The sequence below is a fragment of the Streptomyces sp. NPDC059909 genome (assembly GCF_042730885.1).
Classification (GTDB): Bacteria; Actinomycetota; Actinomycetes; order Streptomycetales; family Streptomycetaceae; genus Streptomyces.
Genome location: NZ_JBHWKX010000028.1, coordinates 54,947 through 76,129, shown reverse-complemented (window position 1 = coordinate 76,129; position 21,183 = coordinate 54,947). Strand labels below are relative to the sequence as shown.

Below are 21,183 nucleotides of genomic sequence, written 5' to 3'. Positions count from 1 at the left end.
TCGCCGCCTGACGCTGCCCGTCCGATTCCGGCACCGTCCGTCCTCGGGGGCTTCCCGCACCGCTGCATCCTCGGCACCGCGCACGACGGAAGAGCACGTCGTTTTTGCCTGACTGTCTGTAGCGAACGCCGTCACCGTGTCACGCGGTGCCGCCCGCTTTGCGGACGTATCGAGTACAACGTCCCCATTCCGGGCAGTGCCACGCCGCGCGCCGCCGGCCTCTCCGTGAAGGAGCCTGCCATGTCGATGATCCGTGACCTGCGCGAAGCGGTCCGCCCGGCGCTGCGCAAGAGCAGCGGCCCGTACAGCACGTACGACGCCACCCGTGACCCCTCGGCATCCAGCGCGGTCGTCGACTGCGCCGTCTACCGCGACGGCGAGCGCGTGAAGGACGCGGCGTGCCTCACCCCGCACGAGGCGATGCTCCGGGTGCGCGAGGGCGGCGGCTTCGCGTGGATCGGGCTCCACGAGCCGACGGAAGAGGAATTCGCGGGAATCGCCGCGGAGTTCGGGCTCCACCCGCTGGCCGTGGAGGACGCCGTCCACGCCCACCAGCGCCCCAAGCTGGAGCGGTACGACGACACGCTCTTCACCGTCTTCAAGACCATCCACTACGTCGATCACGCCGAGCTGACGGCGACCAGCGAGGTCGTCGAGACCGGTGAGGTGATGTGCTTCACCGGACCCGACTTCGTCATCACCGTGCGGCACGGCGGACAGGGCTCGCTGCGCAACCTCCGGCACCGGCTGCAGGACGACCCGGAACTGCTGGCCAAGGGCCCGTCGGCGGTGCTGCACGCCATCGCGGACCATGTCGTGGACGGGTACATCGCGGTCGCGGACGCGGTCCAGGTCGACATCGACGAGATCGAGATCGACGTCTTCTCGGCGCCGTCGAAGGGCAGCACGCGCGGTACGGACACCGGGCGGATCTACCAGCTCAAGCGCGAAGTGCTGGAGTTCAAGCGGGCCGTGACCCCGCTGCTGCGGCCCATGCAGCTGCTGAGCGAGCGGCCGATGCGTCTCGTCGACCCGGACATCCAGAAGTACTTCCGCGACGTCGCCGACCACCTCGCGCGGGTGCAGGAGCAGGTCATCGGCTTCGACGAGCTCCTGAACTCGATCCTCCAGGCGAATCTGGCACAGGCGACGGTCGCGCAGAACGAGGACATGCGCAAGATCACGTCCTGGGCCGCGATCATCGCCGTACCGACGGCGGTGTGCGGGGTCTACGGCATGAACTTCGACCACATGCCGGAGCTGCACTGGAAGTACGGCTACCCGATGGTGATGGCCGGCATCGTCGCGGTCTGTCTCACCATTCACCGCACGCTGAAGCGCAACGGCTGGCTCTAATAGGCTGCGGGACATGAACGACGCTCAGCTCGGCCACGACCCGCTGCTCGGCCCCGCCCTCGTCGAGGAGGCCACCAAGAAGTCCGGCCTCATCTGGGTCCGGGGCACCGGACCCTCCCGGGCCCTGTGGCACGCCTGGCACGACGGGGCCGCGCACGTCGTCGGCGACGGTCCGGGCGAGCAGCCGCTGCCCGGGCTGACGGACGGCTCCACCGCCGAGGTGACCGTACGCAGCAAGGACAAGGGCGGCCGGCTGGTCGCCTGGACGGCCGTGGTGAGCGAGCTGGCCCCCGGCTCGGAGGCATGGGAAGGCGCGGTCGCCGAGCTGAAGGGCAAGCGGCTCAACGCGCCGGACGGCGAGCAGATGACGGAGCGCTGGGCGCGGGAGTGCCGGGTGCTGCGGCTGGAGCCGCGCGAGTCGACCACCGAGCATCCGCAGGGCTCCCTGGCCGCCACCCCGCTGCCCACGACGGCCACCACGCGCCACCCGATCCCGGCGGCCCTGCCGCGCCTGCTGCTGCGCCGCGGCCGCAAGCGCGCCTCCTGAGGCTCCTGAGGTCCTGACGAGGGCCTGGTCCTCGTGCGCCCTCCCCTCGGGGGCGGCCGGCACCGAAGCGACCCGGTGCCGCAACAGGGGCCGGCGTGTCCGTCCTCGAACGCCGGACGGGCTCACCACGGCAGGCCGCAGCCCGCAGCACTCAGTTGCTCGTGCGCGGCAGCTCGCGGCCGTAGTCGACCGACTCCTCCTTGGTCGGAGGCGCGAGCTTGAAGTCCTCGTCCCAGTCGGCGAGCGTCAGGACGCCCGCGCCACCCGCGCGGGCGAACTGGAGCGGGTACGGCGTCCCCTTGAGGGAGACGTCGAGCGTGCCGCCGTTGCCCTCGCTGCCGAGGACCTTGATCGTGCGGACGCCGCCGATCGTGTCGCGGTCGCCCTTGCTGAGCTTCCCCTGAAGGCCGAGGAGCCCCTCCAGCAGGACGTCCATCTCGGTGAAGCCGCGCAGCTGCTTGTACGACGGGTCGTCCTCCGGGACCTTCACGTACATGTCGTCGAGCTTGTCCGCGGCGGCCGTGTCCTCCTTGCTCGGCGGCTCGGACGCGCCGTCGCCGTCGGAGTCCGCGTGGGCCCAGAAGGCCGTGTCGGCCTTCAGATAGAGCGCATCACCGACCCGCAGCAGCTCGAAGGTCGAGTTCTTCGTGGTGACCGAGCCGATACCGCCGCTCTTCTTGAGCCGCATGTTCAGCTTGTACGTGCCGCCCTTGGACACCAGCGTCCCGGAGAGCCGTACCGCCTGCGCCGCGTTCGCCGCCGCCTTCGCCTTCGCCTCGATGGCCGGCGCCTCCAGCTTGCCGACGCCGTTCGTGCCCGCGTCCGGGTCCTCGCCGGCGCAGGCCGTGAGGGCGGCGGCCAGCCCCATGCAGAGTGCGACGGGGAGCGCCGCCCGGCGGGCGGCCCGGGCCGCGGCGGCCGGGGGGAGAGCGGTCACGTGCGCACTGCCTCTCGTACGTGGGGGGTGGCAAGACCGCAGCGTACCCGGGGTCATAGCACGATCTGGAGGGGAGCCGTCCGGACCGTTCTCGTAGGCGGCATGGAACGCCACGGGCTAGCCTGAAGCCGTTGAACAGCGGCATTTCGGGGCATTTCCCTCGGCATGGAGGAGGCGCGGAGCATGGCGGCAGGCGCCCCCCGGATCTTCGTCTCGCATCTCGCCGGAGTCCCGGTCTTCGACCCCAACGGCGAGCAGGTCGGGCGCGTACGCGACCTCGTCGCCATGCTCCGCGTCGGCGGCCGCCCGCCGCGGCTGCTCGGCCTGGTCGTGGAGGTCCTCAGCCGCCGCCGGATCTTCCTCCCCATGACCCGGGTGACCGGCGTCGAGTCCGGTCAGGTGATCACCACCGGCGTCGTCAACATGCGGCGCTTCGAGCAGCGACCGACCGAGCGTCTCGTCCTCGGCGAGCTCCTGGACCGGCGGGTCCGACTCGTCGAGACGGGCGAGGAGGTCACCGTCCTGGACGTCGCGATCCAGCAGCTCCCGGCCCGCCGCGACTGGGAGATCGACAAGGTCTTCGTACGGAAGGGGAAGGGCGGGGCGCTGCGCCGCAAGGGCGAGGCCCTGACCGTCGAGTGGTCCGCGGTCACCGGCTTCTCGCTGGAGGAGGAGGGGCAGGGCGCCGAGAGCCTGGTCGCCACGTTCGAACGGCTGCGGCCGGCGGACCTCGCGAACGCGCTGCACCACCTCTCCCCCAAGCGGCGCCTGGAGGTCGCCGCGGCCCTCCACGACGACCGGCTTGCCGATGTCCTGGAGGAGCTGCCGGAGGACGAGCAGGTGGAGATCCTCGGCAAGCTGAAGGAGGAGCGGGCGGCGGACGTGCTGGAGGCGATGGACCCGGACGACGCGGCCGATCTGCTCTCCGAGCTGCCGGAGGAGGACAAGGAGCGACTGCTCACGCTGATGCGGCCGAGCGACGCCGCCGAGATGCGCCGGCTGATGTCGTACGAGGAGCGGACCGCCGGCGGCCTGATGACGACCGAGCCGATCGTGCTGCGCCCGGACGCGACGGTCGCGGACGCGCTGGCGCGTGTGCGCCAGCGGGACCTCTCCCCCGCGCTCGCGGCCCAGGTGTACGTGTGCCGGCCGCCCGACGAGACACCGACGGGCAAGTACCTGGGCACCGTCCACTTCCAGCGGCTGCTGCGTGATCCGCCGTTCACGCTGGTCGGCGGGATCGTCGAGAGCGATCTGCCGCCGCTCGCCCCGAACACTCCGCTGCCCGCGATCACCAGCTATCTCGCTGCGTACAACATGGTCGCCGCGCCGGTCGTGGACGAGAGCGGCTCGCTGCTGGGCGCCGTCACCGTCGACGACGTGCTCGACCATCTGCTGCCGGAGGACTGGCGGGAGGCCGAGTTCGAGGGGACGGTGACCGCCGATGGGAAGTGACCACGGGTTCCCCGAGCGCGGTGAGGGCCGCTCCGAGGCCAGGGAGCGGGAACGGGAACGAGAGCGGGAGCGGGAACGCGAACGGGAACGAGAGCGGGAGCGGGAACGCGAACGGGAACGGGAACGGGAACGAGAGCGGGAACGGGAACGGCTGAGCGGCGGGCCGCGGCTGCGCAACCGGCTCGATGTGCCGCGCGCTCCGCGGCGGAAGGTGCTGCCGGAGTACGACCCCGAGGCCTTCGGACGGTTCTCCGAGAAGATCGCCCGCTTCCTTGGGACCGGGCGGTTCCTTGTCTGGATGACCGTGACCATCGCCGCCTGGGTCCTGTGGAACGTGTTCGCCCCGACGCCGCTTCGCTTCGACGAGTACCCGTTCATCTTCCTGACGCTCATGCTGTCGCTCCAGGCCTCGTACGCCGCCCCGCTGATCCTGCTCGCGCAGAACCGCCAGGCCGACCGCGACCGGGTCGAGATGGAACAGGACCGGGCGCAGAACGAGCGCTCCATCGCGGACACCGAGTATCTGACGCGGGAGATCGCGGCGCTGCGCATGGGCCTCGGCGAGGTCGCCACGCGCGACTGGATCCGCTCCGAGTTCGAGGATCTGCTGAAGGAGCTGAGCAACCAGGACCACGAACCCGTATTCCCGCCCGGTCCGCACCGCGGACGTGACGAAGGCGACCGCTGACGCCCGTCCCCGGGGCGGCATCCGGCGCCGTACCATCGTCCGTATGGCTACGGAAGACGCGGTGCGCGAGGCACTGGCGACGGTGAACGACCCCGAGATCAACAAACCGATCACCGACCTGGGCATGGTGAAATCGGTCGAGATCGGGGACGACGGCGCGGTTGCCGTCACGGTCTACCTCACCGTCTCGGGCTGTCCGATGCGCGAGACCATCACCCAGCGCGTCACGGACGCCGTCTCCCGCGTCGAGGGCGTCACGCGCGTGGACGTGTCGCTGGACGTGATGAGCGACGAGCAGCGGCGCGAGCTCGCGGCCTCGCTGCGCGGCACCGGCGCCGAGCGTGAGGTCCCCTTCGCCAAGCCCGGCTCGCTGACCCGCGTCTACGCGGTGGCGTCCGGCAAGGGCGGCGTCGGCAAGTCCTCGGTGACCGTGAACCTGGCGGCGGCGATGGCGGCCGACGGCCTGAAGGTCGGTGTCGTCGACGCCGACATCTACGGCCACAGCGTGCCGCGCATGCTGGGCGCGGACGGCCGTCCGACCCAGGTCGAGAACATGATCATGCCGCCGTCGGCGAACGGCGTGAAGGTCATCTCGATCGGCATGTTCACCCCGGGCAACGCGCCGGTGGTGTGGCGCGGCCCCATGCTGCATCGCGCACTGCAGCAGTTCCTCGCGGACGTGTACTGGGGCGACCTGGACGTCCTCCTGCTCGACCTGCCCCCGGGCACGGGCGACATCGCCATCTCCGTGGCCCAGCTGGTGCCGAACGCGGAGATCCTGGTCGTCACCACCCCGCAGCAGGCCGCGGCCGAGGTCGCGGAGCGGGCCGGCTCCATCGCCGTTCAGACCCACCAGAAGATCGTCGGCGTCGTCGAGAACATGTCGACCATGCCGTGCCCGCACTGTGACGAGATGATCGACGTCTTCGGCTCGGGCGGCGGCCAGAGGGTCGCCGACGGGCTGACGAGGACGACGGGCGCCACGGTCCCGGTGCTCGGCCAGATCCCGATCGACGTCCGCCTGCGCGAGGGCGGCGACGAGGGCAAGCCGGTCGTCCTGACCGACCCCGACTCCCCGGCCGGCTCGGCCCTGCGCGCCATCGCCGGCAAGCTCGGCGGCCGCCAGCGGGGCCTCGCGGGCCTGAGCCTGGGCATCACGCCGCGCAACAAGTTCTGACGCCTGTACGGGTTGTGGGCAGCCACCGGCCCGCACCCGGCGTGCAGACGTGAAGGGGCACCGCTCACCATGAGCGGTGCCCCTTCCTCCGTCCAGGCCATGTCCGGTCGGTCTTGCCGGGCTCGCGTGCCCTGGCACCGCACCTCGCTGCGTTGTCGTCGGTCACCGACTCCCCCGTAGCCCTTCGGGCACGGGAGGTGCCCCCACCGCCTCGATTTCTCCCCCTGCCTTCGGCGGGGGACCCCCACCTCCGCCGTGCGATGCGTCCCCCAGGCCCTGCGGGCCTGGGGAGACCCCATGCACCAGACCCCGCTCACCGATCCGGCCTGATCGACCGGACAGGACCTAGGCGTACGCGCCCAGGTCCTGCACCACCGAGAAGCCGAGCCCGTACGCGCTCAACCCCCGCCCGAACGCACCCACGTGCACCCCGCTCCCCGTGGACCCGGCCAGCACCCACCCGAATTCCGACTCCCGGTAGTGGAACGGCATCGGCGTCCCGTCCACCGGCAGCGACAGCTCCGACCACGCCGGACCGGCGAGGTCGTCCGCGAGCTCGAACGCGGTCTCGGTCTGCTGGTCCAGCCAGTCGTCCCGCAACGAGTGGTCCAGCTGCCCGGGCCAGGTGTACGCGAGAAGCCCCGAACCGGCGAGCCACGCCGCCGAGGAGACCGTCGTCGCGTCAAGGACACCCGTGCCGTCACCGCTGCGCCGCATCGGGCTCGCGGCGATCGTGACGACCACGGCGAAGCGCTCCTTCTCGGCCCCTGCGGCGTCGGACTTTATCGACGGCTCGTCGCCGTGGCCCATCGACCCGTGCTGCACCGTGCCGTCCGCGGCCGTGGCGACCTGCATCAGCCAGCGCGGCCCGATGAAGGCCTCGTCCAGTCCGTACCAGGGGAAGGGTGCGCGCAGATAGTCGTCGACCGTACGCCGGGCCACGGGCACCCCCTCAGCGGCCGATGCGCTGGGCGTGCTCTGCGTCCCTACCCGACTCGTCGTCTCCATCTACCCGGCCGCCTCCTCGATCACCTGGGTCCGGAACGGCCCGCCCCCCGCGGGCGTCCTCGTTTCCGGACAGATGGAGAGGATAGCCATCTCGCACCGGCTCGTTGGGATTGATGGCGCTCGGGGGCACTCAGGTGGCGTCTGCGTCGAAGGGCGGGCGCTCGCCCTGATCGACGGTTTCGCGCTTCTTGAGCAGGTCCGGAGCGGCGCCGGGCGAGCCGTTGACGGCAGCGGGGACCGTGTCGGTCTCCTTGCCGTTGACCGCGTCCGCGACGTCGTTGATCTCCTTCTTCAGGTCGAAGCTGCTCCGGATTTCCTTCAGATCGTCGTTCTCGGCGAGCTGCTTGCGGATGAAGGTCTTGGGATTGAGGTCCTCGAACTCGAAGTCCTTGAATTCCGGGCCCAGTTCGCTACGAATGTCGTGCTTCGCGTTGTCGGAGAATTCCCGGACCTTGCGAACGAACCGCGAGACGTCCTGGATGACCTTCGGCAGCTTGTCCGGACCGAAAACGAGCACGGCGAGGACCACGAGCGTGACGAGCTCGAGTGCGCCTATGTCATTGAACACCCTGCTGCTCCTTGTGTTCGTGTTCTCCATGCCCGCCGGTCAAGCGTGCGGTGGGACCCGCTCCACGGTACCCGGCCAATCTGTCCTGACGGTACCTTCGGGTGTCTCTTCGGGGGTCCCGTCGCCGGTCGGACCGGGTGGTCCGCCGCCGGTCGGGCCGGGGTGGCCTGCCGGATGTCCGTCACGCACCGCTCGACGAGCCGAGCGTCAGCGTCTTGGTCTGCTCCTTGCCGTCCCGGAGCAGGGTCAGCTCCAGCCGGTCGCCGGGGCGGTGCGCACGGATCTTGACGATGAGCTCCTCGCCGCTGTGCACCCGCTGGCCGTCGACCTTGGTGATGACGTCGCCCGGGCGGACGCCGGCCTTCGCTGCGGGCCCGCCGGGGGTGATGGGCGCGGTGCCGTCCCGGCCCTTCTCGCCGACCCGGGCACCGTCGCCCGTGTACTTCATGTCGAGGCTGACGCCGATGACGGGGTGGGTGGCCTTGCCGGTGTTGATGAGCTCCTCGGCGACGCGCTTGCCCTGGTTGATGGGGATGGCGAAGCCGAGACCGATGGAGCCGGGCTGACCGCCGCCGTCGGGCCCTGTGCCGGTGTCGGCGGCGCGGATGGCGCTGTTGATGCCGATGACGCGGGCCTTGGAGTCGACGAGCGGGCCGCCGGAGTTGCCGGGGTTTATCGGGGCGTCGGTCTGCAGCGCGTCGACGTAGCTGATGTCGCTGCCGTCGCCCTTCTCGCCGCCCGCGGTGATCGGGCGCTCCTTGGCGCTGATGATTCCGGCGGTGACGGTGTTCTGCAGGTCGAAGGGCGCGCCGATGGCGACGACCGGGTCGCCGACGCGGACGTTGTCGGAGTTGCCGAGGGGCAGCGGCTTCAGTCCGGACACGCCAGTGACCTTGACGACGGCCAGGTCGTAGCCGCTGTCCTTGCCGACCAGCCTGGCGCGAGCCGTCTCGCCACCGCTGAAGGTGACGGAGATGTCGCCGGAGCTGCCCGCCGCGTCCACGACGTGGTTGTTGGTGAGGATGTGGCCCTGCTTGTCGAGGACGAATCCCGTGCCGGTGCCCTGCTCGCCCGCGCCGCTGACGTGCAGCGTCACGACACTGGGCAGGGCGCTGGCGGCGATGCCCGCGATGCTGCCGGGGGCGCGCCCGGAGTCCTCCGGGCCGGCCTGGGGCAGTTCCACGGTGGTGATGCCGCCGTTCCGCTCCAGATATGCGCCGACGCCGCCGCCGAGCACCCCGGCGAGCAGCGCGAAGAGCAGGGCCCCGACGAATGCGGCGCCGCGCCGGGGCTTCTTCTCGGCCGACTCCCCGGCCTGGCTCAGGGCGACCGTCCCCGTGGCGCTCCAGGGGTCGTACTGGGCCCACTGGACGGGCGCGGGGGCCGGTGCGGGTGCCGGTGCCGGTGCGGGTGCGGGCATGGGCGCGGGGGCCGCGGCCGGGCCCGGGGCGGCGTACCCGTTGCTCACGGGGTGCTGTGCCGGAACGGGCGTCCCGTGCGCCGGGGTTCCCACGGGCCGCTGCACCGGAGGCGCGGGGGCCCAGGGCCCGGGGCCGCCGTAGGGCGGCGTCCGGTACTCGTCGGGCTCGTGCAGCGCCTGTACGCCGGCGCCCTGCGGCGGGGCGGCGTCGGCCACCGGCTCGTTCACCGGGCCGGCAGCCCGGCCGGCCTGAGCGGGCTCCGCTACGGCCGCCGGGGCCTCCGCCGCGAGCGCTTCCGTTGGAGCCGGCGCGGGCGTCTCCGAGGGTGCCGGTGCGGGGGCCGGTGCGGCCAGCGGGTACTCGGACCGGTCGTCGGTGACGGAGGCGGGAGCCGCCTCGGGAGCAGCCGATTCCGTCCGGGGTGCGTCGGGTCCGTGCTCCAGGGGCGCCGGAGGCGTCTCCGGCAGGGAGGTACGGCGGGAAGGCCGGCTCCACCACTTCGGCTTGGGATCCGTCTGCTTCCCGTTCTCCATGCTCTCCCCGCAACTGGCCTGTCCGCGCGCCCTGCCGGGCACCCCTTCCCTGGATTCAACCAGGTTTGCGGAAGGCATCACACAGCGCGGCCGCCCGCACCCGGCGTCAGCGCCCGGCCGGGGCCGCGAGCTGGGTCGGGTGCGGGGTGGCCGTCGTCGCCGGACCTGGCGCGGTGGCCGACTGGAGCGCCGAGCCCGAGGGCCGTATCAACGCCGGCGGCGCGCCCGTCAGCAGGCCCGACGCCGAGAACGGGTGGGCCATCGGCTGCCCCTGCATCAGGGCCGGCGAGACCACGCCCACGGTCTGGTCGCTGGTGGCACCGCCGCGACGCCGTCCGGTGTCCGCGCTCGATGCGGCCGACGGGGAGGCACTCCGCTGGGGCGTCACATTGTTCCCCCTCTGGTCACCACGGGCGGCGGCATCGCCCGATGCGCCCAGCGGCACCGTCCCGCCGAGGGCGATTGCCGCGAACGACACCGCGCTGGCCGCAGTGAGGGCGAACCTGCGTCCGCGCCACACCGAGCGCTCGGCCTCCTGGCGCCCCACGTCATGGATACGGAATCCGGAACCGTGCCCCTGCCCGGGGCCAGGTGCGTACCCGAAGCCTTCCGGCGTCATGCCGAAGACGCCGTCGCCGAAGCGTCCTCGGCCGGAGCCGAACGGACCGCTTCTGTCGTCGTCGTCGGCGGGCTGCCCTCCGGGCGGCCCGCCGGGCAAGCCCTGCAGGCGGGCGAGGAACCCTTCGGACGGCGGCGGCGGGGCGGTCGCGGCGAACACGCTCTTCAGCCGGCGCTGTGCGTCGGCCTCGGCCTTGCACTTGGGACAGGTCGCGAGGTGCGCGAGCACCCGGTCGCGCGCGTCATGTTTCAGCTCGCCGTCGATCAGAGCAGCGAGCCGGTCCCCCAAGTGCTGCTCCGCGGGGGTCGGTCCGATGCCGCTCACGCCGAACCGCCCTCCCCGATCACGCCCGCCAGTGCGCGCTGCTCGGCACGCGCCTCGGGAGAGCGGTGCTGGAGGGCCTTGCGCAGATGCGAGCGGCCGCGGTGGATACGGCTGCGGACGGTGCCGAGCTTGACGCCGAGCGTGGCCGCGATCTCCTCGTACGACAGCCCCTCGATGTCGCAGAGCACCACGGCGGCGCGGAACTCGGGCGCCAGGGTGTCCAGGGCCTGCTGCACATCGGCGTCGAAGTGCGTGTCGTGGAAGACCTGCTGCGGGGACGGCTCACGGCTGGGCAGCCGCTCGGCGGCGTCCTCCCCGAGCGCGTCGAAGCGGATCCGCTGCTTGCGGCGGACCATGTCCAGGAAGAGGTTCGTGGTGATGCGGTGCAGCCAGCCCTCGAACGTCCCCGGCGTGTACGTCGAAAGGGAGCGGAAGACGCGGACGAAGACCTCCTGGGTGAGGTCCTCCGCGTCGTGCTGGTTTCCGGTCAGACGGTAGGCAAGGCGGTACACCCGCGCGCTGTGCGTGCTGACGATGTCCTCCCACGAGGGAGGCGTCCACGCCTGCGAATCCGCATCCGATGCGAATGTCGCGGTGGTTACGGAGTCGGTCTGGCCTGAACGGGCGTCAGCGGTGTCTGTCACGGATTTCGGCTCACCCGCCGACCCGAGGAGGCGCCTCAGCACCCCTCTCCGATCCACAGGCGCAGCCGCACCTCCCCTGTCGGCTCTGGTGGTGTCCAGTGGAGTCCCTACCATAGCCACCTCGCCCGTTAGCTCCGGATAAGAATCTTTACGCGAATTTGGGGCCGGTCGGCGGTCGCCCGCACTTTCCTCCCTGCCCCTCCATAACGCCCGGTCCCATCTGCGGGTTCCCGGGCGCAGCGGATACAGTCACCGTTGCGCCAACTACGGGGACAGGAGAGGGTCATTACCGCCAACCGGCAGACGAGCTGGGCGTTCGCCGACGCCTTTGTCGCCGAGGACGAAGCGTTGCGCTGGGCCCGTGAGCGGGCCCGGGAAGCAGTGCTGCCCTCGGTGTCGCCGGGCACCGGCGCCGCGCTGCGACTGCTGGCCGCCACGGCGGACGCCAAGGCGGTGGCGGAGATCGGCACGGGCACCGGCGTCTCCGGGATCTATCTGCTGCAGGGCATGCGGCCCGACGGCGTGCTGACCACCGTGGACCCCGAGCCGGAGCGCCAGGGTTTCGCGCGGCAGGCGTTCCGTGCCGCGGGCTTCGCGGGGAACCGGGCGCGGTTCATCCCTGGCCGAGCCCTGGACGTACTGCCCAGGCTCGCGGACGGCGGGTACGACCTCGTCTTCTGCGACGGCGACCGGCTGGAGTCGCTGGACTACCTCGCTGAATCGTTGCGCCTGCTGCGACCTGGGGGGCTCGTCTGCTTCGAGGGCGTCTTCGCGGACGGCCGCACGGTCGACTCGTCGGCCCAGCCGGCCGAGGTGCTGCGGGTGCGGGAGCTGCTGCGGGCGGTGCGGGAGAGCCAGGAGCTGCTGCCGTCGCTGCTGCCGGTGGGCGACGGGCTGCTGTGCGCGGTGCGCCGCGGCTGACGCGTCTGGGCGCCGCGGCTGACACGTCGAGTTGCCGCAGCCGACAGGGCGGCCTCGCCGCGGGGCGTCGCCCGCGGCGAAGGCTCCTCCTCCGGGCCCGTACAACTCTGCCCCGGCACGGTCGTACCGTACCGGGGCAGTGCGGAAAGGTTGTGGGCGCTCCTCGCGTCAGCCGACGACCTTCTTGAGGGCGTCGCCGAGCGCGTCGGCCTCGTCCGGAGTCAGCTCGACGACAAGCCGACCGCCGCCTTCGAGCGGAACGCGCATGACGATGCCCCGCCCCTCCTTGGTCACCTCGAGCGGGCCGTCGCCCGTCCGCGGCTTCATGGCCGCCATGCTCGTTCCCCTTCCTGAAACCAGCTCATCGTCAGCCGACGGCCCCCTGGGTGGGCACACGTCACCGGCATCGAACACATTGCTTCCCAGCCATTATCCCGCATGGCAGGACCCGATGACCAACATCGGTCGGCATCGCTTGCGCAACGCGCTTTCGCAAAACCACCCAATTCGGGGATCCACCTGCGATACTTCGCCATCGCGCTCACACAAGTGACCCATAATTCTTTGACGCACGTCACATACCGGGCCGTATGCCGGGTCCCCGCGATCTCCGTCATGCTGGGCCCGACACGATCGCATCGCCCGAGCCGCAAAGGGGACCCCGCCATGGCCGACACCGTTCTGTACGAGGTGAAGGACGGACTCGCGACCATCACGATCAACCGGCCCGAGGCCATGAACGCGATGAACGTCGAGGCCAAGGAGGCCCTCCGGGACAGCGTGCAGGCCGCCGCGGCCGACGAGGCGGTACGGGCGGTGCTGCTGACCGCGACCGGCCGGGCGTTCTGTGTGGGCCAGGACCTCAAGGAGCACATCTCGCTGCTGCACGCCGACCGCGAGGCGGGCACCGGCAGCACCATGAGCACCGTGCGCGAGCACTACAACCCCATCGTCCGGGCGCTCACCGAGATGCCGAAGCCGGTCGTCGCCGGGGTGAACGGGGTCGCGGCGGGCGCGGGGCTCGGCTTCGCCCTGGCCGCCGACTACCGGATCGTGGCCGACACGGCGAAGTTCACGACGTCCTTCGCGGGGGTCGCGCTGACCGCCGACTCGGGCGTCTCCTGGACGCTCCCCCGGCTGATCGGGGCGAGCCGCGCCGCCGATCTGCTGCTCTTCCCGCGGTCGATCTCGGCTCAGGAGGCGTACGACCTGGGCATCGCGAACAGGCTCGTACCGGCGGAGGAGCTCGCCGCCGAGGCCGCGACGGTCGCGCGCGCCCTGGCGGAGGGCCCGACGCTCGCGTACGCAGCCATCAAGGAGTCCCTGGCGTACGGCGCGGGCCACACGCTCGACGAGACGCTGGAGAAGGAGGACGAGCTGCAGACCAGGGCCGGGGCCTCCGAGGACCACGGGATCGCGGTCCAGGCCTTCCTCGACAAGGCGAAGCCCAGGTACCTGGGGCGATGACGCTCCGGCGCAGCGGCCCCGCCCGGCCTGCTGCCCCGCCGGCCCTCCGGTGATCCGGAGGCCTCCGGCGCTCCCGGGCCAGTCCTGCCCTAGGAGGTGACCGCCCCGCGGGCCACGCAGTCCGCCAGGTGGTCGTCCACCAGGCCGCACGCCTGCATCAGGGCGTACGCCGTCGTGGGGCCGATGAAGCGCAGGCCGCGCTTCTTGAGGTCCTTGGCCAGCGCCGTGGACTCGTCCGTGACCGCCGGGATGTCCGCGAGGATGCGCGGCGCCGGGCGGGCGGCCGGGTCCGGGGCGTACGACCAGATCAGCGTGTCCAGCTCGCCGGCCGGCCAGTCCGCGAGCACCCGCGCGTTGGCGAGGGCCGCATCGATCTTGGCGCGGTTGCGGATGATCCCCGCGTCGGCGAGCAGGCGCTCCTTGTCGGCGTCCGTGAAGGCCGCCACCGACGCGATCTTGAAGTCGTCGAAGGCCTGCCGGAAGCCCTCGCGCCGGCGCAGGATCGTGATCCAGGACAGCCCGGACTGGAACGCCTCCAGACAGAGCCGCTCGAACAGCGCGTCGTCCCCGTGGACCGGGCGGCCCCACTCCTCGTCGTGGTACGCCACATAGTCCTCGGTGGACAGGCCCCAGGGGCAGCGCAGCCGCCCGTCCGGGCCCGCGACGGCTCCGCCGCTCATCGCTCGCCCTCCTGTCCCGGTCCCGGTCGTCCCGGCCGCTCGTCCCCCGGATGTCCGGCGGGCCGGTCGTCGAACGGCTCGGCAGGCTGCTCGTCGAAGGGCTCGGTGGGGCGCTTGTCGAAGAAGCCGCCGGTCCGCCCGCCGGACCGATCGCCCGGCTGCTCTCCGAACGGCTCCGGCGGCCCCGTCCGCGTCGCCTGCCGCCCGGCCAGGGCCGACTCCAGCTCGGCGATCCGCGCGTCCCGCTCGGCGAGCTCCGCGCTCAACCGGTCGAGGACGTCGTCGACGTCCGCCATCCGGTAGCCCCGCGGCGCCACCGGCAGCCGCAGCGCGTCGATGTCCGCGCGGCCGACCGGCCGCGCCGCCGGCAGCGGGTCCACCAGGTGCTCGGGCGCCACCTCCGGAAGGACCGCCCTCTCACCGCCGCCGACCACCGCCAGGGTGACCGCGGCGACCACCACGACCATCGCGATCAGCAAGAACCAGAACACAGCGTGCCTCTCCCCGGAGCAGGAAACCGTCCGCTGCCGATCGTGCCATGCGCCACCGACAGTTAAGGTCGCAGGCGACCGATCGCGAGGACGGAGACAGCGGATGCAGGGGATGCGCAGCGGGACTCTGCGGCTGGGGCGGCGCGAATTCGACGCGCACGAGCCGGTGATCATGGCGATCGTGAACCGGACCCCGGACTCCTTCTACGACCAGGGGGCGACGTTCCGCGACGAGCCCGCCCTCGCCCGCGTCGAGCACGCGGTGGCGGAGGGGGCCGCCATCATCGACATCGGTGGTGTGAAGGCCGGTCCCGGGGAGGAAGTGACGGCCGAGGAGGAGGCTCGCCGCACGGTCGGTTTCGTCGCCGAGGTCCGCCGGCGCTTCCCGGACGTGGTGATCAGCGTCGACACCTGGCGCCATGACGTGGGGGCGGCCGTCTGCGAGGCGGGCGCGGACCTGCTGAACGACGCGTGGGGCGGCGTGGACCCGAAGCTGGCCGAGGTGGCGGCCCGCTACGGGGTGGGGCTGGTGTGCACGCACGCGGGCGGCGCGGAGCCGCGCACGCGGCCGCACAGGATCGCGTACGACGACGTCATGGCGGACATCCTGCGGGTGACCACGGGCCTGGCCGAGCGCGCGGCGGCGCTCGGGGTGCGCCGGGACGGCATTCTCATCGATCCCGGTCATGACTTCGGGAAGAACACCCGTCACTCGCTGGAGGCGACGCGTCGGCTCGGCGAGATGGTGGAGACGGGCTGGCCGGTGCTGGTGTCCCTCTCGAACAAGGACTTCGTGGGCGAGACGCTCGACCGGCCGGTGAAGGAGCGCGTGATCGGCACGCTCGCGACGACCGCGGTGTCGGCGTGGCTGGGCGCCCAGGTGTACCGCGTCCACGAGGTCGCCGAGACCCGCCAGGTCCTGGACATGGTGGCCTCCATCGCGGGCCACAGGCCCCCGGCGGTCGCCCGCCGGGGCCTGGCCTGACCCCGGGGGGTCCGGGGCCGGGGCCCCGGACCCCCGGACACGGCCTACGCCTCGTAGCCCTCGTAGGGGAGCGGCGGGGGCGGGCCGGTCTCCTTGGTGACCAGGGCGACCGCCTCGTCGACGTCGTCCGTGACGTGGAAGAGCAGCAGGTCGCGGGCGGACGCCTTGCCCTGGGCGACCACGGTGTCACGCAGCCAGTCGACCAGGCCGGACCAGTAGGACGAACCGAACAGGACGATGGGGAAGCGGGTGACCTTGCGGGTCTGGACGAGGGTGAGGGCCTCGAAGAGCTCGTCCAGGGTGCCGAATCCGCCGGGCATGACCACGAAGCCCTGCGCGTACTTGACGAACATCGTCTTGCGGACGAAGAAGTAGCGGAAGTTCACGCCGATGTCGACGTGCGGGTTGAGCCCCTGCTCGAAGGGCAGCTCGATGCCGAGCCCGACGGAGATGCCCCGGGCCTCCCGGGCGCCCCGGTTCGCGGCCTCCATCGCGCCGGGCCCGCCGCCCGTGATCACGGCGAAGCCGGCCTCGACGAGTGCCCTGCCGATGCGGACGCCCGCGTCGTACTCGGGCGTGCCGGGCGCGGTCCGGGCGGAGCCGAAGACGCTGATCGCACTGGGCAGTTCGGCGAGGGCGCCGAAGCCCTCGACGAACTCCGACTGGATACGCATGACCCGCCAGGGATCGGTGTGCACCCACTCGGAGTCGCCCTCGGTGTCCAGCAGGCGCTGGTCCGTGGTGCCGGCCTGGATCTGGTCTCTGCGGCGCAGCACCGGTCCCAGCCGCTGTTCCTCCAGCCTCCGTGCTTCGTCGGGGTTGCCCATGACCTGCTCCCTCCGCTGCGGTGCTCGTTCCAGGTCAGCGTAGGTCGACGGAGGTGGACACGAGCGAAATTCCGGGCGGCGAGCAGTGACGAACAGCAAGGCGTCAGGCGGTGAGCCAGGCCCGGAGCCGCTCCTCGCAGTGCGTGATCTTGTCGATGGCCACGTGTTCGTCGCGCTTGTGGGCGAAGAGCGCGTCGCCCGGCCCGTAGTTCACGGCGGGAACGCCGAGCGCGCTGAACCGCGAGACGTCGGTCCAGCCGAACTTCGGCTGGGCCGTCCCGCCCACGGCCTCCATGAACGCGGCGGCCGCCGGGTGCGAGAGCCCCGGCAGCGCCCCGCCCGTGTGGTCGTCGACGACGAACTCGGTGACCCCGCAGTCCGCGAAGACCTCGCGGACATGGGCCTCGGCCTCCGCCATGCTGCGGTCCGGGGCGTAGCGGTAGTTGATCACGACGGTGCACTCGTCGGGGATGACGTTGGTGGCGACGCCGCCCTCGATCCCGACGGCGTTGAGCCCTTCGCGGTACTCGAGCCCGTCGATGAACGGGCGGCGCGGTTCGTACGCGGCGAGGCGGGCCAGGATCGGGCCGGCGGCGTGAATGGCGTTGGACCCCATCCAACTGCGCGCGGAGTGTGCGCGCTCCCCTGTCGTACGGAGATGGACCCGCAGCGTGCCCTGGCAACCGCCCTCGACCTGTGCGTCGGACGGCTCCAGCAGGACGGCGAAGTCACCCTTCAGCCAGTCGGGGTGGGCCTCGGCCACATGCCCCAGACCGTTGAGGTGTGCGGCGACCTCTTCGTTGTCGTAGAAGACGAAGGTGAGGTCGCGGTTCGGCGCCGGGACGGTCGCGGCGATCCGGAGCTGGACGGCGACGCCCGACTTCATGTCCGAGGTGCCGCAGCCCCACAGGATGCCGTTGTCGTCCAGCCTGGAAGGGACGTTGTCGGCGATCGGCACGGTGTCGATGTGGCCCGCGAGGACGACCCGCTCGGCGCGCCCCAGGTTCGTACGGGCCACGACGTTGTTGCCGTGCCGGTCGACCGTGAGGTGCGGCAGCGGGCGCAGCGCCTCCTCGATCGCGTCGGCGAGGGGCTTCTCGCTGCCGCTGACCGACGGGAAGTCGACGAGCCGGGCCGTCAGCGCCGGGGCATCCAGGGTGAGGTCAAGCGCGGTTTCGGACATGGCACCGACCCTAGCGCCCCCCATGCCGAGGGCCTGTCCTGCGGATCAGGCCGGATCGGCGAGCGGCCCGACGCGGGGGCGCGCCAGGGCACCGAGCCCGGAAAGATCCGGAGGACAGGCCCCGGCCCCCGGTGGGGCGGCAGGAGAGGGCCGGTACGGTGTGCAGCGTGACCGAGACCGCCTCCCCCGTCCGGCGCGGCCGCGTTCTGCGCAGCACGGCCGCGCTCGCCGTGCTGCTGGCGCTGGTCGCGTACGTGGTCGTGCAGTACGTGAGCGGAGGCGGGGGCGCGCCCCGTTGCGTGGTGCGCTCGGCCGACGGCGGGGACTCCGGCTCGGGGTCCGGTACGTCGTACGAGCTCACCCCCGAGATGGCCGCCAACGCCGCCACGATCTCCGCGGTCGGCACCACCCGCGGGATGCCCGAGCGCGCGGTCACCATCGCCCTGGCGACGGCCCTGCAGGAGTCCGCGCTGCGCAACATCAAGCATGGCGACCGCGACTCGCTCGGCCTCTTCCAGCAGCGCCCCTCGCAGGGCTGGGGAACCCCGCAGCAGATCCTCGACCCGGTGTACTCCGCCGGGAAGTTCTACGACCACCTCGCCAAGGTGCCGGGCTATTCGCGGCTTCCGCTGACCGAGGCGGCGCAGCGCGTGCAGCGCAGCGGTTTCCCGCAGGCGTACGCGAAGCACGAGCCGGACGCCTCGCTGCTGGCGGCCGCGCTCACCGGGCGTGCGTCCGCCGCCCTGACCTGCACGGCCGGCCGGGAGCCCGGTCCTGGCGACCCGGCCAGGCTGCGCTCCGAACTGACCCGCTCCTTCGGCACCGGCGTGCTGCCCACGGCCCGGGCCACGGGCGGGCGCGAGCTGACCGTGCCGGTGAACGCGACGGCCGGGGCGGGCGCGGGCAAGGGCACCGGCGCGGCCGCCGGTGCCGCGTCCCGGCGCGGCTGGGAGCTGGCCCACTGGGTGGTGGCCCAGGCGTCCGTGCTGCGCATCGAGCAGGTCTCGTACGCGGGGCGGGTCTGGAGCGCGGCCGAGGCGGACGAGGGCTGGACGTCGACGGACGCGAGCGCCGACGCGGGCGAGGTCAGGATCCGCGTGGCGTCGCGCTAGGCGGCTGCCTGCGGCGGGCCTCTGCCCTTCGCCGCCCCTTCCCGGCTGTGTGCGGCTCCGCCGCGTGGGGGCATGCCCCAGCCCCTCGGGAACGTGACCGGTACCGCCGGGTCGGCCCGCGTGTCCGTCCTCGAACGCCGGACGGGCCCGGTGTGTGGCCGGTACCGCCGAGCGGGCCCGGGTCCCCCGAATTCGTATCGCGCAGGCGTCCAGCGCCTCACTCTCCCGTGGGGCCCGCGTCGCGAGTGGGCGAGGTTTCTGCGGGGCGTTCGGGCACGTTCGACGGAAGTCCGTAATTCCCTTGCGGGAAAAGGGAAGTGACGGTTCACCACGCTGTCTGGACGCGCAATGTTCGCCCGTTTTTGTCCGCAGCCGATTATGCGATGCATTGCCAACTCTTTACCTCGGCGCACCGCAACCATCCCGGGCCCAAAGGCGGTTGTCACTGCGTCCGATCGCCGGACAGGCAACGACCCAACGTTCTCTCGTCGAAGGAGCATCATGTCCCTCCCCCTGACCCGCCGGATCGCCCGTGCCGCGCTGCTCGTCGCAGCTGGTGCAGCTCCCGTGGTCGGTGCGGCCGGCTCCGCAAGCGCCGTGGACCTGACCGAGACCCAGAACCTGGGCGGCCTGACCCAGCTCGACAGCGCCGCGGCCGCCGACACCGCGAGCGGTGCCGCGCAGCAGGCGACCGGTCTGGCGAGCGAGGCCGGCGGCAAGCTGGTCGGCACGGGCCTGCCGACCGCGAGCAGGACCGCCGGGCAGGCGGTCAAGACCGGCGCCCCCGTCGCGCAGGACGCGGCCGGCCAGGCGGTCGGCAGCGCCACGGACCTCGCGGGCCGGACTGCGGGCACCGCCGCGGAGCAGGCCGTGCCCGCGGCCGGGGAGCTGACGGGCAGTGTGCCGGCTCCGGACGCGGGCAACGCGCTGCCGACCGACCAGCTCCCGACCGGCGGGCTGCCGGCCGACCAGCTCCCGGTCGGCGGGCTGCTCGGCCAGTAGCCACCGCACACAGGGAAGGGCCCTCGGGAGCATGTGCTCCCGAGGGCCCTTCCCTGTGCCGTCAGCCGAGGCGCTTCACCGCCGCCTCCACCCGCTCGTCGGTCGCCGTGAAGGCCACGCGCACGAACCGCTCGCCCGCCGCCCCGTAGAAGTCCCCGGGCGCGACGAGGATGCCCAGCTCCGCCAGGTGCGCCACCGTGTCCCAGCAGGGCTCGTCGCGGGTCGCCCACAGATAGAGGCTCGCCTCGCTGTGCTCGATCCGGAAGCCGTGCTTGAGCAGCGCCTCGCGCAGTGCTCCGCGCCGGGCCGCGTACCGGGCCCGCTGCTCCGCGACGTGCGTGTCGTCGCCGAGCGCCGCCACCGTCGCCGCCTGCACCGGTGCGGGCGTCATCATCCCGCCGTGCTTGCGGATCTGCAGCAGTTCGCCCAGCACGGCCGGGTCGCCCGCCACGAAAGCGGCCCGGTAGCCCGCCAGGTTGGAGCGCTTGGACAGGGAGTGGACGGAGACGATGCCCTCGTACGATCCGCCGCAGACGTCCGGGTGCAGGACGGAGACGGGCTCGGCCTCCCAGCCCAGCTCCAGGTAGCACTCGTCGCTGAAGACGAGGACGCCGTGCTCGCGCGCCCACGCCACGATCCGGGTCAGCTCGTCCTTGGACAGGACCCGGCCGGTCGGGTTCGACGGCGAGTTCAGCCAGAGCAGCTTCAACCCGGTCGGGTCGAGCTCGGTCCCCGCGGCGTCAGCCGCAAATGTCTCGGTGTCGTACACGACGGGAGTCGCCCCGCACAGCCGCGCGCCGACCTCGTACGTCGGATAGGCGAGCCGCGGGTACGCCACTGTGTCGCCCGCGCCGAGCCCCAGCTGCGTCGGCAGCCAGGCCACCAGCTCCTTGGACCCCACCACCGGCAGCACGTTGGTGTGCCCGAAGGACACGGCTCCGAGCCGCCGCTCGCACCAGCCGACGAGCGCGTCCCGCAGCGCGGCCGTCCCCCACACCGTCGGATAGCCCGGCGAGTCCGCGGCAGCGACCAGGGCCTCCTGGACCAGTGCCGGGACGGGGTCCACGGGGGTGCCCACGGAGAGGTCGACGATGCCGTCCGGGTGGGCAGCCGCCGTCGCCTTGTAGGGCTCGAGCTTGTCCCAGGGAAAGACAGGGAGGCGCGAAGAGACTGCGGACACGGTGCTCACTTTCTCGTACGTACGGCGCGGGGCCATGAAAACGCCACGGCCCCGCACG

22 protein-coding genes are annotated in these 21,183 nt (G+C 72.2%); 10 read left to right on the top strand and 12 right to left on the bottom strand.

All coding sequences use genetic code 11. The annotated features are described in order from the left end of the window. Positions 1-240: 240 nt before the first annotated feature. Entirely contained in the window at positions 241-1,356 is a 1,116-nt protein-coding gene (locus ACFV9O_RS20310; RefSeq protein WP_385419808.1) for a magnesium and cobalt transport protein CorA, read from the top strand. Positions 1,357-1,369: 13 nt separating this feature from the next. Continuing rightward, positions 1,370-1,903 (top strand): hypothetical protein, encoded by a 534-nt coding sequence (locus tag ACFV9O_RS20305; protein WP_385419805.1) that lies wholly within the window; start codon positions 1,370-1,372, stop codon positions 1,901-1,903. A gap of 151 nt (positions 1,904-2,054) precedes the next feature. Here ACFV9O_RS20305 and ACFV9O_RS20300 read toward each other — a convergent pair whose 3' ends face one another. Further along, positions 2,055-2,840, bottom strand: a complete 786-nt coding sequence (locus ACFV9O_RS20300) for a hypothetical protein (protein ID WP_385419802.1) — start codon at positions 2,838-2,840, stop codon at positions 2,055-2,057. A 183-nt stretch (positions 2,841-3,023) separates the two neighbouring features. Between ACFV9O_RS20300 and ACFV9O_RS20295 the strand changes: the two genes are divergently transcribed. The 3 genes from ACFV9O_RS20295 to ACFV9O_RS20285 are packed head-to-tail and all read left to right on the top strand — an operon-like array spanning position 3,024 to position 6,160. Next, entirely contained in the window at positions 3,024-4,295 is a 1,272-nt protein-coding gene (locus tag ACFV9O_RS20295) for a magnesium transporter MgtE N-terminal domain-containing protein (RefSeq protein WP_385419801.1), read from the top strand. After that, positions 4,285-4,983 carry a DUF1003 domain-containing protein gene (locus tag ACFV9O_RS20290; RefSeq protein ID WP_385419798.1) on the top strand — a complete coding sequence of 233 codons (699 nt, stop codon included), beginning with the start codon at positions 4,285-4,287 and terminating at the stop codon, positions 4,981-4,983. The genes ACFV9O_RS20295 and ACFV9O_RS20290 overlap by 11 nt, the downstream gene beginning before the upstream one ends. Before the next feature lie 43 nt (positions 4,984-5,026). Further along, positions 5,027-6,160, top strand: coding sequence for an Mrp/NBP35 family ATP-binding protein (locus ACFV9O_RS20285; protein WP_385419795.1), 1,134 nt, complete (start codon positions 5,027-5,029; stop codon positions 6,158-6,160). A gap of 345 nt (positions 6,161-6,505) precedes the next feature. Here the strand turns inward: ACFV9O_RS20285 and ACFV9O_RS20280 are convergent, their stop codons facing one another. From ACFV9O_RS20280 to sigE, 5 genes are all read right to left on the bottom strand, one after another. Continuing rightward, entirely contained in the window at positions 6,506-7,168 is a 663-nt protein-coding gene (locus ACFV9O_RS20280; protein ID WP_385419793.1) for a hypothetical protein, read from the bottom strand. 130 nt (positions 7,169-7,298) lie between these two features. After that, positions 7,299-7,736, bottom strand: coding sequence for a sec-independent translocase (locus tag ACFV9O_RS20275; RefSeq protein ID WP_385419791.1), 438 nt, complete (start codon positions 7,734-7,736; stop codon positions 7,299-7,301). A 181-nt stretch (positions 7,737-7,917) separates the two neighbouring features. Continuing rightward, complete coding sequence (locus tag ACFV9O_RS20270; protein ID WP_385419789.1) at positions 7,918-9,690, bottom strand: S1C family serine protease; 1,773 nt, start codon at positions 9,688-9,690, stop codon at positions 7,918-7,920. Between the two features lie 106 nt (positions 9,691-9,796). Beyond that, the gene (locus ACFV9O_RS20265) at positions 9,797-10,633 is read right to left on the bottom strand and encodes an anti-sigma factor family protein (RefSeq protein ID WP_385419787.1); all 837 of its coding nucleotides are present in this window, start codon (positions 10,631-10,633) and stop codon (positions 9,797-9,799) included. Next, complete coding sequence (gene sigE, locus ACFV9O_RS20260; RefSeq protein ID WP_385419786.1) at positions 10,630-11,391, bottom strand: RNA polymerase sigma factor SigE; 762 nt, start codon at positions 11,389-11,391, stop codon at positions 10,630-10,632. Before sigE ends, ACFV9O_RS20265 begins: the two co-directional genes overlap by 4 nt. 141 nt (positions 11,392-11,532) lie before the next feature. Here sigE and ACFV9O_RS20255 point away from each other — a divergent pair, with 141 nt between their 5' ends. Further along, complete coding sequence (locus ACFV9O_RS20255; RefSeq protein ID WP_385419784.1) at positions 11,533-12,198, top strand: O-methyltransferase; 666 nt, start codon at positions 11,533-11,535, stop codon at positions 12,196-12,198. Between the two features lie 168 nt (positions 12,199-12,366). Here ACFV9O_RS20255 and ACFV9O_RS20250 read toward each other — a convergent pair whose 3' ends face one another. Then, positions 12,367-12,534, bottom strand: a complete 168-nt coding sequence (locus ACFV9O_RS20250) for a DUF3117 domain-containing protein (RefSeq protein ID WP_003966491.1) — start codon at positions 12,532-12,534, stop codon at positions 12,367-12,369. A gap of 330 nt (positions 12,535-12,864) precedes the next feature. Between ACFV9O_RS20250 and ACFV9O_RS20245 the strand changes: the two genes are divergently transcribed. Next, positions 12,865-13,665 (top strand): enoyl-CoA hydratase/isomerase family protein, encoded by an 801-nt coding sequence (locus ACFV9O_RS20245; protein ID WP_385419781.1) that lies wholly within the window; start codon positions 12,865-12,867, stop codon positions 13,663-13,665. A gap of 89 nt (positions 13,666-13,754) precedes the next feature. Here the strand turns inward: ACFV9O_RS20245 and ACFV9O_RS20240 are convergent, their stop codons facing one another. Together ACFV9O_RS20240 and ACFV9O_RS20235 are read right to left on the bottom strand one after the other, a co-directional pair. Further along, on the bottom strand, positions 13,755-14,345 hold the full coding sequence (locus ACFV9O_RS20240) for a DNA-3-methyladenine glycosylase I (RefSeq protein WP_385419779.1): 591 nt from the start codon (positions 14,343-14,345) through the stop codon (positions 13,755-13,757). Further along, positions 14,342-14,836, bottom strand: coding sequence for a DivIVA domain-containing protein (locus ACFV9O_RS20235; RefSeq protein WP_385419777.1), 495 nt, complete (start codon positions 14,834-14,836; stop codon positions 14,342-14,344). The genes ACFV9O_RS20240 and ACFV9O_RS20235 overlap by 4 nt, the downstream gene beginning before the upstream one ends. A 112-nt stretch (positions 14,837-14,948) precedes the next feature. On the opposite strand from ACFV9O_RS20235, the gene folP reads away from it, so the two are divergent. Further along, complete coding sequence (gene folP, locus ACFV9O_RS20230) at positions 14,949-15,821, top strand: dihydropteroate synthase (RefSeq protein WP_385419774.1); 873 nt, start codon at positions 14,949-14,951, stop codon at positions 15,819-15,821. 44 nt (positions 15,822-15,865) lie between these two features. Here the strand turns inward: folP and ACFV9O_RS20225 are convergent, their stop codons facing one another. After that, positions 15,866-16,648 (bottom strand): TIGR00730 family Rossman fold protein, encoded by a 783-nt coding sequence (locus ACFV9O_RS20225; protein WP_385419771.1) that lies wholly within the window; start codon positions 16,646-16,648, stop codon positions 15,866-15,868. A gap of 103 nt (positions 16,649-16,751) precedes the next feature. Continuing rightward, positions 16,752-17,831, bottom strand: a complete 1,080-nt coding sequence (gene dapE / locus ACFV9O_RS20220) for a succinyl-diaminopimelate desuccinylase (RefSeq protein ID WP_385419767.1) — start codon at positions 17,829-17,831, stop codon at positions 16,752-16,754. Between the two features lie 167 nt (positions 17,832-17,998). On the opposite strand from dapE, the gene ACFV9O_RS20215 reads away from it, so the two are divergent. After that, positions 17,999-18,943 (top strand): hypothetical protein, encoded by a 945-nt coding sequence (locus ACFV9O_RS20215; protein ID WP_385419764.1) that lies wholly within the window; start codon positions 17,999-18,001, stop codon positions 18,941-18,943. Between the two features lie 501 nt (positions 18,944-19,444). Beyond that, positions 19,445-19,945: an ATP-binding protein gene (locus ACFV9O_RS20210; RefSeq protein ID WP_385419762.1), complete on the top strand. Its 501-nt coding sequence runs from the start codon at positions 19,445-19,447 to the stop codon at positions 19,943-19,945. Between the two features lie 61 nt (positions 19,946-20,006). Here the strand turns inward: ACFV9O_RS20210 and dapC are convergent, their stop codons facing one another. After that, entirely contained in the window at positions 20,007-21,125 is a 1,119-nt protein-coding gene (gene dapC / locus ACFV9O_RS20205) for a succinyldiaminopimelate transaminase (protein WP_385419760.1), read from the bottom strand. Between the last annotated feature and the right edge of the window lie 58 nt (positions 21,126-21,183).